Origin of the sequence: Thiohalophilus sp. (genome assembly GCF_034522235.1) — a bacterium.
In the GTDB taxonomy this organism is placed as follows: domain Bacteria; phylum Pseudomonadota; class Gammaproteobacteria; order UBA6429; family Thiohalophilaceae; genus Thiohalophilus.
The window spans coordinates 440,503-454,666 of sequence record NZ_JAXHLN010000002.1 but is presented as its reverse complement, the minus strand read 5'-3'; the positions used below and the strand labels follow the sequence as shown (position 1 = coordinate 454,666).

At 56.1% G+C, this 14,164-nt stretch carries 15 protein-coding genes; 8 read left to right on the top strand and 7 right to left on the bottom strand.

What is annotated here, in order from left to right; genetic code table 11:
* The first annotated feature begins 42 nt into the window (after positions 1-42).
* Positions 43-564 (top strand): FMN-binding protein, encoded by a 522-nt coding sequence (locus tag U5J94_RS02445; RefSeq protein ID WP_322564059.1) that lies wholly within the window; start codon positions 43-45, stop codon positions 562-564.
* Positions 561-1,328, top strand: a complete 768-nt coding sequence (locus tag U5J94_RS02440; protein ID WP_322564058.1) for a PepSY domain-containing protein — start codon at positions 561-563, stop codon at positions 1,326-1,328. The genes U5J94_RS02445 and U5J94_RS02440 overlap by 4 nt, the downstream gene beginning before the upstream one ends.
* A 248-nt stretch (positions 1,329-1,576) precedes the next feature.
* Here the strand turns inward: U5J94_RS02440 and U5J94_RS02435 are convergent, their stop codons facing one another.
* On the bottom strand, positions 1,577-1,981 hold the full coding sequence (locus U5J94_RS02435) for a hypothetical protein (RefSeq protein ID WP_322564057.1): 405 nt from the start codon (positions 1,979-1,981) through the stop codon (positions 1,577-1,579).
* 143 nt (positions 1,982-2,124) lie between these two features.
* Between U5J94_RS02435 and U5J94_RS02430 the strand changes: the two genes are divergently transcribed.
* Positions 2,125-2,688 carry a class II aldolase/adducin family protein gene (locus U5J94_RS02430; protein ID WP_322564056.1) on the top strand — a complete coding sequence of 188 codons (564 nt, stop codon included), beginning with the start codon at positions 2,125-2,127 and terminating at the stop codon, positions 2,686-2,688.
* Positions 2,689-2,892: 204 nt separating this feature from the next.
* On the opposite strand, the gene U5J94_RS02425 is transcribed toward U5J94_RS02430, so the two are convergent.
* On the bottom strand, positions 2,893-3,063 hold the full coding sequence (locus U5J94_RS02425; RefSeq protein WP_134083988.1) for a rubredoxin: 171 nt from the start codon (positions 3,061-3,063) through the stop codon (positions 2,893-2,895).
* A 131-nt stretch (positions 3,064-3,194) separates the two neighbouring features.
* Between U5J94_RS02425 and U5J94_RS02420 the strand changes: the two genes are divergently transcribed.
* The 4 genes from U5J94_RS02420 (at position 3,195) to U5J94_RS02405 (ending at position 8,423) form a co-directional block, all read left to right on the top strand.
* Positions 3,195-3,995: a hydroxymethylpyrimidine/phosphomethylpyrimidine kinase gene (locus U5J94_RS02420; RefSeq protein ID WP_322564055.1), complete on the top strand. Its 801-nt coding sequence runs from the start codon at positions 3,195-3,197 to the stop codon at positions 3,993-3,995.
* Entirely contained in the window at positions 3,992-4,615 is a 624-nt protein-coding gene (thiE, locus tag U5J94_RS02415; protein WP_322564054.1) for a thiamine phosphate synthase, read from the top strand. Before U5J94_RS02420 ends, thiE begins: the two co-directional genes overlap by 4 nt.
* A gap of 359 nt (positions 4,616-4,974) precedes the next feature.
* Positions 4,975-6,201, top strand: coding sequence for a glutamate-1-semialdehyde 2,1-aminomutase (gene hemL, locus U5J94_RS02410; protein ID WP_416224135.1), 1,227 nt, complete (start codon positions 4,975-4,977; stop codon positions 6,199-6,201).
* A 212-nt stretch (positions 6,202-6,413) separates the two neighbouring features.
* A complete protein-coding gene (locus tag U5J94_RS02405; RefSeq protein ID WP_322564052.1) occupies positions 6,414-8,423 on the top strand; it encodes a bifunctional DedA family/phosphatase PAP2 family protein in 2,010 nt (669 codons plus the stop codon).
* A 15-nt stretch (positions 8,424-8,438) separates the two neighbouring features.
* Here the strand turns inward: U5J94_RS02405 and U5J94_RS02400 are convergent, their stop codons facing one another.
* Genes U5J94_RS02400 through U5J94_RS02385 form a run of 4 tightly spaced genes read right to left on the bottom strand, consistent with a single transcriptional unit; the run spans position 8,439 to position 11,629 of the window.
* Entirely contained in the window at positions 8,439-9,023 is a 585-nt protein-coding gene (locus U5J94_RS02400; RefSeq protein WP_322564051.1) for an LON peptidase substrate-binding domain-containing protein, read from the bottom strand.
* A gap of 24 nt (positions 9,024-9,047) precedes the next feature.
* Complete coding sequence (locus tag U5J94_RS02395; protein WP_322564050.1) at positions 9,048-9,674, bottom strand: flavin prenyltransferase UbiX; 627 nt, start codon at positions 9,672-9,674, stop codon at positions 9,048-9,050.
* An 18-nt stretch (positions 9,675-9,692) separates the two neighbouring features.
* The gene (gene mpl, locus U5J94_RS02390) at positions 9,693-11,060 is read right to left on the bottom strand and encodes a UDP-N-acetylmuramate:L-alanyl-gamma-D-glutamyl-meso-diaminopimelate ligase (RefSeq protein ID WP_322564049.1); all 1,368 of its coding nucleotides are present in this window, start codon (positions 11,058-11,060) and stop codon (positions 9,693-9,695) included.
* Between the two features lie 29 nt (positions 11,061-11,089).
* Positions 11,090-11,629, bottom strand: a complete 540-nt coding sequence (locus U5J94_RS02385) for a hypothetical protein (RefSeq protein ID WP_322564048.1) — start codon at positions 11,627-11,629, stop codon at positions 11,090-11,092.
* Positions 11,630-11,716: 87 nt separating this feature from the next.
* Here U5J94_RS02385 and rnd point away from each other — a divergent pair, with 87 nt between their 5' ends.
* Entirely contained in the window at positions 11,717-12,871 is a 1,155-nt protein-coding gene (gene rnd / locus U5J94_RS02380) for a ribonuclease D (protein ID WP_322564047.1), read from the top strand.
* A gap of 38 nt (positions 12,872-12,909) precedes the next feature.
* Here the strand turns inward: rnd and U5J94_RS02375 are convergent, their stop codons facing one another.
* Positions 12,910-14,139, bottom strand: coding sequence for an IS256 family transposase (locus U5J94_RS02375; RefSeq protein WP_322563789.1), 1,230 nt, complete (start codon positions 14,137-14,139; stop codon positions 12,910-12,912).
* Positions 14,140-14,164: the final 25 nt, after the last annotated feature.

Sequence of the window (14,164 nt, the reverse complement as noted above, 5' to 3'; positions counted from 1 at the left end):
TTCCTGTCGGAATATCCGGCCTTTTTGTTTATCCTACGCGCCATGAAACGATTCAAACATGACATTCTTATTGCGTTGACACTTCTGTTCAGCCCGCTCGTCACCGCGGAGGTCTATCAGAGCCCTGAGGCATTTCTGGAACAGACATTTAACACCGATGTACCGGAACCGAAAGTCCTGTGGATTAGCGGCGCTGTGCGCACCCGGGCCGAACAGATACTGCAACATCGTCCCGACACATTGCGTACCCGCTACTGGCAGCAAGGCAACCGGACCGCCTGGATCCTCGAGGAGATCGGCAAGGAAAGGCCGATTACCGTAGGCATCGTGATCAACGACAAGAGCATCGAAACGATCAAGGTGCTGGTGTTTCGGGAAAGCCGTGGCTGGGAAGTCAAATACCCGTTCTTTACCAACCAATTCAAGCAGGCAGAGCTGAATGCTGATCTTGAACTGAATAAATCGATTGACGGCATTACCGGTGCGACGCTTTCGGTACGGGCATTGACCAAGCTCAGCCGCCTGGCCCTCTATTTCCATCAACACGTAACCCGTACACCATGACCCGGCACAAACGTTCCCGAATCAAGCTTAAATCGGTTTACCAATGGCACCGCTATATCGGGATCACCGCGGCACTGTTTGTGATTCTGATCAGCATCACCGGGCTGATGCTTAATCACACCGAGGATCTGCAACTGGATAACAGCCATGTACAGAATACCTGGCTACTGAACTGGTATGGTGTGCAGGCACCCCCGGAAACAAGCGGCTATCGTACCCTCGATCACTGGGTCAGTCAGTGGGACTCCCGGTTGTTGACACAACGACATGACCTGGGCCACTACGAGGGTGAACTGCTGGGGGCGATCAATTATCAAGGCATGCTGATCATCGCCCTGGAAGGTGAACTGCTGTTGTTGACACCCGAAGGGGAGGTAATCGAAAGCCTGAAAGGATACCAGGGCGTTCCGGCCGGCATGTGGGCCATCGGCCTGACCTCGGATCAACGTGTCGCGGTCAAGGCGGCACATGGGACCTACGTTGCCGATGCCGATCTGATTAACTGGAAACCCCTGACCCTCGAAGCCGTCAGATGGTCCGCCCCATCCACATTGCCCGACGCGGTGCATCAGAAAATGCGGCAACTCTATCGGGGCAAAGGCCTGGATCTGGAACGCGTCATTCTCGATCTGCACAGTGGCCGGTTGTTGAACCAGGGGGGGGTCTACTTCTTCGACTTTATTGCCGTAGCCCTGATCTTTCTCGCCTGCAGCGGCCTGTGGTTGTGGGTCGTGCGTCAACTCAAGGCCCGCCAGCACCGGTAACCAGTGATCTCGTGACCGTCTTTAACCATTGTGGCTATTATCTGGGTCGGCCCAATCTCGACCAACTGGCACTCACGAAAATTGGAGACAAAAAATAATCCGGACTCCCTCCAGCCGCTATGGCCGAGCGGTGTCAGGGTCTGTCGCCGAAGGCGACGTGTCATACTTAACTAAACAGGTGTTCCGAATACCAGTCCAGAGAGATTGCTTCGTCACGTTGTTCCTCGCAATGACCTCTCTATTTTCGGTCATTGCGAGCGAAGCGAAGCAATCTTTTGAACAAAGTGATCGGGTATTCGGAACACCTGTTTAGCGTGAAATTCTTTAAAAGCCTTGATCAAGTCAATCGGCTTCTGCTTCTTGTTATCGTTGTTAAGCACGTGAATCACGATTTCACCTTTCGGTCCGGAAGCGATTTCGGTATAAAAATAGGCCGCATGACCGGTATCACGCACGGCTTTCATATCCTGATAGCTATTGAATACATAGATACGGCCGTGACGATACATTTCACCGTTTTGCATGAATTCGGCAAAAGTCTCCCTGTCATAGAAAATATGGATACGCCCGTGTTGATGGGCTTCCAGCAGGACGTCATCTTTTTCTGACGTGGTGGTATTGGCGGCACAGGCGGCCAGTGACACTGCGGCCATAATCAGCAGCAGCCGATTGATTTATTTGGACAAAACAGCGATCATGATACTTGCTCCCGTAACAGTTTTTGTATATTCGGATTCCGGAAGATAATACGACCTGTTCTTGACAGTTCTGTTACAGCGTTAAAGATGAATCATTCATGACACCCAAAGACGATCTGATCCGCCACTATCGCTGGCTGCGCCAGTACGGCATTAACGATTCACACAGCGGTAATGCCTCGGTGCGCGAGGGCAATACCATCTGGATCACCCCCACCGGCGCCTGCGCGGATACCCTGGAACCGGATCAACTCATTGCCTGCGATATCGACGGCACCCTGGACGACGGCGCCTCCCTGGATGCACGGCTGCATGTCATGGTCTATCAGAAAAACGAACAGGCTCGCGCGGTACTCCACGGTCACGGCGCACACACCGTGGCCCTGACGCTCAACGGGCGTGACTTTACTCCGCCTGACTTTGAGGGAAATTATTACTTCGGCACGGTACCGGTGCTGAGCATCGCCTACGAGAACTACCTGGCCGAAGCGCCGGAACAGGTCTCCGACACCCTCGCACAGCACAAGATCACCGTGGTCCGCGGCCACGGCGTCTACGCCCGGGCCGAGACCATCAATTTGGCTTACAAATGGAACTGCTCACTGGAACTGTCCGCCAAAACCGCCTGGCTGGCGCAGATGGCAGGGACTCTGCCGGAATAGAAATATTTCACCGCAGAGGCGCAGAGGCGCAGAGGACGCGAAGTTTTATTTTCTTATAATTCTTTCACTAGCCGTAAAGCATTATCAGCGAACGTTATTATACAAAATCCGTTTTGACTGCAGATCTTCCTATATCCAGCTAAATAGCCCGCTTTTATTATTTTCTCTGTGTTCTCTGCGTCTCTGCGGTAAATTTTTCAAACCCTAGATTTCGATCATTTCGAAGTCTTCCTTGCCCACCCCGCATTCGGGACACTGCCAGTCTTCGGGGATATCGTCCCAGCGAGTGCCCGGGGCTATCCCTTCTTCGGGGAGGCCCTGTTCTTCGTCATAAATAAAACCACAGACGACACACATGTATTGCTTGTATTCCATGATGACCACTACATCGTTGACTGTTTGAATCAACTATTATCGCATTTTGCGCGGCTAATAGGAATCGCTTGAATTGTCCGTGTTAGACTCCATCTCATTGGATTACAGTCATTTTTGCCCAGGTTGATATTATGTCCGAGTCTGCGATCCCCGCGGTGATGTGTTTTTCCGGTCTGGACCCCACCGGCGGCGCCGGTATTCAGGCCGATATCGAGACCCTCGCCAGCATGGGCGGCCATGCGGCACCGATCATTACCGCACTGACCGTGCAGGATACCCAATCGGCCCACCGGTTTGAGGCGGTGGATCCTATGCTGCTGATCGAACAGGCCCGCGGGGTACTGGAAGACATACCCATTGCCGCCTTCAAACTGGGGATGCTCGGCAGTGTCGAGGTGATCGAAGCGATTCATTCCATCCTGGTGGACTACCCGGATATTCCGCTGGTCCTGGATCCGGTGCTCGCCGCCGGGGGCGGCGGGGAGCTGGCCGACGATCCCATTATCAACGCGATGAAAACCCTGCTGATGCCGCAAACCACGGTGCTCACTCCCAACAGCGAGGAGGCCCGGCGCCTCGCCCCCGAAGCCGACACTCTCCATGCCTGCGGCCAGGAATTGCTCGATCTGGGCTCCGAATACGTGCTCATCACCGGCGGCCATGAACCGGGCCCGCACATCGACAACCATCTGTATGCCAATCACCGCCAGCTGGAAACCTTTAGCTGGGATCGCCTGCCCCATCACTACCACGGTTCGGGCTGTACCCTGGCCTCGGGCATCGCCGGGCTTCTGGCCCAGGGGCTGGATCCGTTTGCGGCGATTCATGAGGCGCAGGAGTTTACCTGGCACGCCCTGCAGCAGGGCTTTCGCCCGGGGATGGGCCAGCATATTCCCAACCGGCTGTTCTGGGCCCGGGGCGACGAGGCGTGAGCGATCCCCGCTTGCTGGGACTGTACGCGGTCACTGACGGTCGACTCACCGGCGAGCCGCTTCTTGAGGCGGTACGCGCCGCGCTCGCCGGCGGGACACGTATTGTGCAATACCGGGACAAATCGGCCGAGCCGCAACGACGCCGTCACGAGGCCACCCGCCTCGCCAGCCTGTGTCGCGACTATCAGGCGCTTTTTTTGATCAATGATGATGTCGCCCTGGCGCAGGAAATCGACGCTGACGGCGTCCACCTGGGCCAGACAGACGCCACTTTAAGCGATGCGCGCCGCCAGCTGGGTCGCCACAAGCTGATTGGCGTCTCCTGCAACAACCGGCTGGAACGGGCCCTCGCAGCGCAGCAGCAGGGCGCCGACTACGTCGCCTTCGGCCGTTTTTTCCCCTCCAGCACCAAACCCGACGCCCCGCAGGCCGAGCTGGCGCTGCTCGAACAGGCCCGCCAACAGCTCGATCTGCCCATCGCCGCCATCGGCGGTATCACCCCCGACAACGCCCCCCGCCTGCGTGAAGCCGGCGCCGACATGCTGGCCGTGGTCAACGCCCTGTTCGGCCAGGACGACATCGAAACCGCCGCCCGCCACCTCAGCCGCTGCTTCGACTGAAGCACTTCTCCAGTCCAGTGTATTTAACGCGGAGTTCGCGGAGGCGCAGAGTCGCGGAGAAAAAGCGTCATGTCACCCTGAATAACCTTTCATTGAAACAACGGTTCTGGACAAGCTTGATGGATCCAGCTCAGATCATTCGCCATGATTCTCGGTACTCCGCGCCTCTGCGCCTCCGCGTCCTCTGCGTTTATTTCCCAGTCACCTCACTATTGCCGGCCCTGTCGCCGGATGCCTGATTTGGTTATCATTCAGCCTGTTTAGACCCGATTTGTCATTCTCGAAATAATTGAAGGAAGCGCGTTATGTCCCGTTCGCATGATCTGTTTGTTGCCGCCCAGAAACACATCCCCGGCGGGGTGAATTCCCCGGTCCGGGCCTTCAAGGGCGTCGGCGGGGATCCGCTGTTTTTCAAGCGGGCCGAAGGGGCCTACATGTTCGACGAGGACGGCAACAAGTTCATCGACTATGTCGGTTCCTGGGGACCGATGATCGTCGGCCACGCCCACCCGGAGGTGATCAAGGCGGTCGAGGCGGTGCTGCACAACGGGCTGAGCTTCGGCGCGCCGACCGAACTGGAAACCCAGATGGCCGACAAGGTCTGCGAGCTGGTGCCGTCAGTGGAGATGGTGCGCATGGTCAACTCCGGCACCGAAGCCACCATGTCGGCACTGCGCCTGGCGCGCGGCTTTACCGGGCGCGACAAGATCGTCAAGTTCGAGGGCAATTATCACGGCCACTCCGATTCGCTGCTGGTCAAAGCCGGCTCCGGGGCGCTCACCCTGGGCGTACCCACCTCGCCGGGCGTGCCCGCCTCGCTGGCCGAGCACACCCTCACCCTCACCTACAACGACAGCGAGCAGGTGCGGGAAACCTTCGACAAACTGGGCGATGAGATCGCCGCCATCATTGTCGAGCCGGTGGCCGGCAACATGAACTGCGTCCCGCCGGTGGACGGTTTTCTGCAGACCCTGCGTGAGGTGTGCGACCAGCACGGCAGTGTGCTGATCTTCGACGAAGTCATGAGCGGCTTTCGCGTGGCGCTCGGCGGCGCCCAGGAATATTTCGGTGTCACGCCCGATCTGACTACCCTGGGCAAGGTGATCGGCGGCGGCATGCCGGTCGGCGCCTTCGGTGGCAAGCGCGAGATCATGGAACAGGTCGCTCCGCTGGGTCCCATCTACCAGGCCGGCACCCTCTCCGGTAACCCGATCGCCATGGCCGCCGGCCTGACCACTCTGAACCTGATCAGTCAGCCCGGCTTCTTCGAACGCCTCGGTCAACGGGTCGATCAGCTGACAGGGGGGCTGCGCCAGCGTGCCGAAGCCAGTAACATCCCGCTGACCACCAACCAGGCCGGTGGCATGTTCGGTTATTTCTTCAGTGACGAGCAGATCATCACCCGCTTCGATCAGGTCAGCAACTGCGACATGGAACGCTTCAAGCGCTTCTTCCACGGCATGCTGGAGCAGGGTATTTATCTGGCCCCGGCCGCATTCGAGACCGGCTTCGTCTCCGCCGCGCATACTGAAGCGGATATCGACGCCACCCTGGACGCGGCCGAGAAGGTGTTCGCATCGCTCTGATCGACAAAATACTTACCACCAAGACACTAAGACACCAAGTTTCATATTGCGGTTAGCAATGCTCCCGACCAGGGAAAGCGGGTAGTAAATTAAATATCTTCTTTGTGTCTTGGCGTCTTGGTGGTGAGATTTTTCCTGGCAACCCATCCTGTCATCATATTTTGCCGACGCAATAGGATTCCCGGGCAGGTTTTTCAGGTATTATCCCGCTTATGTCGATGGCCAGTTTTGTTCAGTTATTTGAGTGGTTGAGTCAGCATCCGGTAATCGCCGCCTTGCTGGTGTTTGCCATTGCGCTGAGTGAATCGCTGGCTGTCATCGGGCTGATCGTGCCGGGCATTTTTTTCATGGTGGTGTTCGGCGCGCTGATCACCACCGGCTATCTGGACTATGGCTGGACGGTCACAGCCGCCATCCTCGGGGCGATTGCCGGCGACGGTATCAGCTACTGGCTGGGCCGCCATTATCACAAACAACTCTATAATATCTGGCCGTTCCGCAACCGGCCCGGCCTGCTGAAACGCGGGGTCGAGTTCTTTCATCGCCATGGCGGAAAAAGCATTCTATTCGGTCGTTTTGTTGGCCCCGTGCGCCCTATTATTCCTGCCATCGCCGGGATGCTCGCCATGCCACGCCGGCGCTTCATTCTGACCAACGTTGGCTCGGCCCTGTTATGGGGGCCGATCGTATTGTTGCCCGGCATGGCCTTTGGTCTGTCTCTGGAGCTGGCCGCGGAGTTTGCCGGGCGCCTTTCACTGTTACTGATCATTTTGCTGGTCCTGCTGTGGCTGCTCTTCTGGTTTATCCGCCAGCTCTATTATTTTCTGGTGCCGCGCACCGACACTCTGTTCAGCTATGTCATTAACTGGATCAACCGACATCCCCTGATTGGCCGGGTGCCGGCGGCCCTGATCGATCCACGGCATCCCGAAATGCGAATTCTGACGCTGTTGGCCCTGATGTTATTACTGGCCGCTGTTGCCTTTACCGCTCTGTCACAATTTCTGACGCAACGATCGCTGATTCTCGGGTTAAACGATCTGGTCTATTTTCAGTTACAACAACTGCATAACCCGCCCATTGATCGGGTGATGTTATTTTTCAGTCATTTGGGTGATGATCTGTTTCTTGCCGTCCTGACCCTGATCCTGTTTGTCTGGACGGCACTGTATCGTAACTGGCTGGCCGGCTGGCATCTCCTGGCCGCCCTGGCCTTGCCCCTGATTGTGGTTCACACCCTGCAACTGTTATTTGATGTCCCGCGCCCGGATATCACTGCCAGTTATTCCAGCCTGGTATTCCCCAGTGCGCATATTACTATCGCCACCGCGGTATACGGCTTTATCGCCGTCATGTTGACTCGCAACATGCCGACAATGTTGCGCATCAGTGTTTATATTATCTGTGCCTCACTGGTGCTGTTGATTGCCTTTGCTCGCCTCTATCTTGGCATTCACTGGCTGAGTGATATCCTCGGCGGCATATTACTGGGACTGATCTGGGTCGGCCTGCTGGGCATCGGCTATCGACGCCATATTGGATCACCCCCGTTACCCCTCAAAACCCTGAATTATCCCATCCCGCTGATTTTCATCCTGCTGGTGGCCTATCCGACAAGCCAGCTGGACAAGGGGCTCCCGGAGCCGGTCGAAACAACCCAGTATTACCGTCTGGGTATGACAGGCTGGCAACAAACCGGCTGGCAGGCGCTGCAGCAGTATCGATCCGATCTGCTACAGCAGCAAAAGTACCCGCTTAACCTGCAATGGGCCGCAAACCGGCAAGCGCTCATCACCACCCTGGAAGACATGGGCTGGCAACGACCCGGCGAGTCTCACTGGCGCGGCTGGTTGCGACCTTCCACGCCGATCGAGGCGTTGCCCGTGATTCCGCATTTGCATGAAGGGCGCTATGAAAATCTGCTCTTTGTGCGCTTCAACGAGCAAATGCAGCGACTATTGACCGTGCGCCTGTGGCAATCGGATCTGTTCGTGCAACATAATGCCCGGGAAGTCCCGTTGTGGGTCGGCGAGGTGGCCTATCTGGAAACGGTGCATATCGGGCCGCTCAAATATCTTAAAACAGCTGATGATTTCAATCGGGCCCTGGACAATTTTCTCGGTGATCTGGCTAACCGGGCCCTGATAACCCGGCACGAAGCCGATCCGTTGCAGATTATCTTGCTGAGGGAGAAGCCGGGACAGCAGCCGGACAGTGAATAACCCGGGATTGGACTTTCAATCTTCGGGCTGCTGTTTCAATACCGCAGCGACTTCTACGAGCTTCTGGCTGGCATTATCAACACTGAGTAAACGCTGTTTGACTTCCATATCCAGCGGCAACAATTCTATCAGGCGCGAAGCCACCCACTCCTCGTCACCCAGATGTTTCTGCATTGTTGAATAAGGCGGTTCCAGCTGGCTCAGGATATTGTCCAGTATACGGGCCAGGTACTGCTGTGAATCGGGCAGTGAACCACCGATAATTTCCGGCAACAGTTCCACCTCGGCTTCGATGGACTGGTTCTTGTTTATCTGGCGTGACAGGATACTGAAACGCTGCTCACCTTCGAGGGTCACCCCCAGCATGCCATCGGGGCGGCGATTCCAGTAGCGGATCTTGCACAGTGTTCCGACATTATAGGTTTCAGCGGCCTTGCCGACTTCCTGGCCCTGTTGGATCAATACGACCCCGATACCGCAATCGGTGCGCAGGCACTGGCTTACCATATCCAGATAACGCGGCTCGAAAATACGCAGCGGCAACACGCCGCCGGGGAACAGAACGGTGTTGAGGGGAAACAGGGGAAGGGTGACTTTCATCGACTTGCTACCCGCTCATGCGACTCATTCGGGAACAGGCTCGCCCCAGGAGCGGGTCAGGGACTGCTCGATACCCAGATGTTCCAGAATCCGGGCAACAACGAAATCGACCAGATCCGAAACACTCTGCGGCTGGTAGTAAAAACCGGGATTGGCCGGCATGATGGTGGCGCCGGCACGTGCAAGACGCAACATATTTTCAAGGTGGATCACCGACAGAGGCATTTCCCGCACGAGCATGATCAATTTACGCTGCTCTTTGAGCATCACGTCCGCGGCCCGTTCGATCAGGTTATCGCTATTGCCATTGGCCACCGCCGCCAGTGTGCCGGTCGTGCAGGGGCAGATCACCATGTGACCGGCATTATGCGAGCCACTGGCGATAGGCGCGGTCCACTGCTCTTTGCCAAATACGGTCAACAATCCCGGATCGGTCTGGTAGTACTCGGTAAACCAGGCCTGCATGTCCGCCGGGCGAGAGGGAATATCCAGTTCACTCTCCATTTGCAATACCATTTGCGCCGCCTTGGAGACCAACAGATAGACTGGCCGCTGTTTTTCCAACAGGCATTGCAGAAGTCGCAGCGCATAGGGTGCTCCCGACGCTCCCGTCAGGGCGAGAATTACGGGACGCTCAGCAGAATCGGACATAACCTCAGGCCTTGGTGTTTATTCTTGCAGGTTGTTTTGTTGCAACCGCTCAAGCAGACGCGCGTGCAGATTATCGAATCCGCCGTTACTCATGATCAACACATGTGTGTCATCATCAAGCTGCTGCAGAATATTGTCGAGAATTGCCTCGGTGGTATCAGCGACAGTCACTGGCATATCCGACTTGTTAAATATAGCAGCCATATCCCATGACAAACCAGCCGGACGCAAAATGATCACCCTGTCGGCCTGTGTCAAAGCTGCCGGCAATGCCTCACGCTGTACGCCCAGACGCATCGTGTTTGAGCGCGGCTCCAGCACGGCAATGATCGGTGCCGTCCCTACATGGCGACGCAAACCATTAATAGTCGTGGCAATGGCGGTCGGGTGATGGGCAAAATCGTCATAGACGGTGACACCGTTGACCTTGCCACGAATCTCCATGCGCCGTTTGATGTTGCGAAAATCGCTCAACGACTCGATCGCCAGGCCGGCCGGGACACCCGCGTGGCGGGCAGCGGCAATCGCCGCCAGCGCATTTTCCACATTGTGTTGGCCGAACAGCGACCAGTTGACCCGGCCCTGGCGCAGCCCCTCAAAACTGACTTCAAACTCCGAGCCGTCTTCTTCAAGAAGCTGCGCCGACCAGCCGCCGGCGTGGTTGATATATTCCGAGGGCGTCCAGCAGCCCTGCGCCAGCACTTCGTGCAGGGCGGGACTGTGCTGATTGACGATCAACAGGCCGTTGCCGGGCACTGTCCGTACCAGGTGATGAAACTGGGTCTGAATCGCGCTTAAATCCGCAAAGATGTCGGCATGATCATATTCCAGATTGTTCATGATCAGGGTACGCGGCCGATAATGGACAAACTTGGAACGTTTGTCGAAAAACGCGGTATCGTACTCATCGGCTTCGACCACAAAAAACGGCATCTGCCCGATGCGGCTGCTGAGGCCGAAATTGGCCGGCACGCCACCAATCAAAAAGCCGGGCTCAAGCTTGTTGGCCTCCAGCGTCCAGGCCAGCATGCTGGCCGTGGTGCTTTTGCCGTGCGTCCCGGCAACACCCAGCACCCAGCGCGAAGCCAGAACATGCTCCGACAACCATTGTGGCCCGGAGGTATAGGGAATGTCGTTATTCAGAACATATTCCACAGCAGGATTGCCGCGTGACAGGGCATTGCCGATCACCACGCAATCGGGACGGGGCTCCAGGTGTTGGGGTTCATAGCCCGCCATCAGGGTGATCCCCTGCTCTTCAAGCTGGGTGCTCATGGGCGGATAAACATTGGCATCGGAGCCGGTCACCTTATGCCCCAGCTGGCGGGCCAGTATCGCGATTCCCCCCATAAAGGTGCCGCAAATTCCGAGAATATGAATATGCATGATTTACTCAGTAGCAATCCGGATAAAATTTAGTCAGTCACCGGCAACAGGTATTCAAATGCCGCCAGCCCCAGAATCAGGTAACCGATGGCGATAATAACACCCGTAAGCCGATGAACCGACAATGCATGGGACAGAATGTGCCCGGCAATTACCAGGCTCCAGATCTGCACTGCCATGACGATCAGCGCCACCATCGTAAACTTTTCAGGGTTGAGGCTGGTAATATAATCAAAGGGCAGGATCAACACCGAGAGAATAATACCGGTGCCGGTGAATGCGGTCAGGGTCTGGACTATCCGTGCGCCATAACCAAACAGAAATAAAAGCCCGGCGGTAATCAGCACCATGAACAGGGTATGTACCAGCAAAATGCCGGCCAGCTGGAACGCAGTGATCTCGGGTAACAGCAAATTAATGCGCAGGTTGTCCAGAAAATACCCGGTCACCAGCAACAACACGAGTAGCGGCGGAGAATACGGTATATCCGCCGGCCCCTTGCGTAACAGACAGATCTCCCAGAATCGCAGTATGAGCGGCCGGGCGTAGTCCGGTAACCAGCTATTCATGGCAACCACCCGCCTTGCATCTGTTGTCCGTGTGTAACACCATAGGTCAGTAGATAATATCTGTTGGAGCTGGTAGTGTCTTCATACATGTCGGATTACCACTATATCGAGACTATACCGCAACTTGAAGCGGCCTGCGAAACACTCCGTCACAGCCCGGTGCTGGCGCTGGACACCGAGTTTATGCGGGAGAAGACCTATTATGCCCGACTTTGCCTGATCCAGATTGCCAACGAACAGCAGATATACCTCATTGATCCGTTGCAGCTTGAACATCTGCAGCCCCTCCTTGATTTGCTTTACAAGCCGGACATTCTCAAGGTGGTACATGCCGGCCGCCAGGATCTGGAGCTGTTCTACGATCTCACCGGAAAAATTCCCGGACCGATGTTCGATACCCAGATTGCCGCCACCCTGCTCGGCTTTGCCGATCAGGTCGGCTATGCCGCCATGGTGGAAAAAATTCTTGGTATCCAGCTGGACAAGTCCCATACCCGCACCGACTGGGCACAGCGCCCGCTATCGCAAAAACAACTTGCTTATGCCGCAGATGATGTGGTCTATCTGATGCAACTGTACCCGGAAATATTGACGCGTCTGCAAAAACTGGGGCGCGAAAACTGGTTGCAGGAGGACTTTTCCGCACTGAGTGACCCCCGAATGTATGTCAATGACCCGTCTAATAGTTGGCAACGCGTCAGTGGCCATGGTCGCCTGAAACCCCGACAACTGGCTGCTCTGAAAAATCTGGCACACTGGCGAGAGCAGCGCGCACAGCAACTGAATAAGCCGCGCAAATGGATCATGAGCGACGATGTTTTATTGAACCTGGCGCAGCGCCAGCCCGACAAGCTGGAAAAGCTTGCCGGCATCCGCGGAATGCCGGAATCGGTTGCCCGTGATTGTGGCAAACAGTTGATCGACCGGATACAACAGGCCCGCAACCTCCCCGACTCGGCACTTCCTCAAACCCGGGATCGTTTTATCCCAACCCGGGATCAGGAGCTGCTGATTGACAGTCTGCTGCTCTATCTCAAATACCTGGCCTATGACAATCAGGTTAGCCCCGCCACCCTGGCCAATCGCAAGGAGATAGAACGTCTCATCCAGGGTGAACGTGAACTGGATATCCTCAGAGGCTGGCGACGGCGTATCGCCGGTCAACACCTGCTTGATATGCTCGAAGGCAAGACAAGCATACATATTCGGGATAATAAACTGGAAATCGAACATAAAAGCTAAATCGGCGAGACTGTAAATAATTCTGTGTAACTGCCCGCTTAGAACTGCTCCGGCATTCTGTCCGGGAATTCAATCATAAAGCGATTGAGCGCGTTCTTCCAATGGTGAATGGGCATGGTCCATTTTTTCGATGCCGCCTGGATGGCCAGGTAGACGACCTTGAGGGCGGATTCATCGTTAGGGAAAACCTTGCGATTTTTGACCGCCTTGCGGATCACGCTGTTCAGTGATTCGATGGCGTTGGTCGTGTAGATCACCCGACGGATGTCATCCGGATAGTCGAACAGGGTAATCAGGTTGGGCCAGTGTCGCCGCCAGCTGGCACTGATCGACGGGAACTGATCATCCCAGCGAGCCGCAAAGGCGTCGAGCTCCTGCTCGGCTTCGGCCACCGTCAGGGAGGTGTAGATCTTTTTCAAATCCGCGGCGACCGCCTTGCGCTGTTTCCAGGCCACGAACTTCAGCGAGTTGCGCACCATGTGGACGATACACAGCTGGATTTTTGTTTTGGGGTAGACGGTATTGATCGCCTCGGGGAAGCCGGTCAGACCGTCCACGGCGGCGATAAAGATATCCCGGACACCCCGCTGCTGGAGTTCGGTCAACACGGACAACCAGAACTTAGCCCCCTCGTTCTCATTGAGCCAGAGCCCCAGCAGTTCTTTCTGGCCGTCCAGGTTGATACCCAGCGCCAGATAGATGGCCTTGTTGCTGACCCGCTTGTCCTGGCGGATCTTGATGTGGATGCAGTCCAGATAGACGATGGGATAGATCTCGTCCAGCGGTCGGCACTGCCACTGCTGCACTTCCTCAATCACCTGCGCGGTGACCTGGGAGATGAGCGTAGGGGAAACCTCGACGCCGTAGAGCTCTAGTAGCATGGCAACGATATCGCGGGTACTCATGCCCCGACTGTAGAGCGCCAGGATTTTATCGTTGAACATCGGCAGACGCGTCTGCCCCTTGGGAATAATGAGCGGCTCAAACTCGCCGTTACGGTCTCGAGGCACATCGAGGGTCAGTGCGCCCTGTTCGCCTTTGAGGGTTTTGGCGCTATACCCGTTACGGCTGTTGCCGGTGTTGTGGCCGGCTGTGGCGTGCTTGGGATAGCCGAGATGGTCAGTCATCTCGCCTTCGAGCATGGCCTCAAAGGCTTTTTGCTGAAGCTGCTGGGTCAATGCGGCAAGCTGTTCTGGCGTTTTGACTGCCTTGACCAGTTCTTCAAGCTGCGGGTCGAGATCGGTTTTGGTTTTTGTTCTTCTGCTCATGTGTCTTCTCCTTTATTATCAAGGG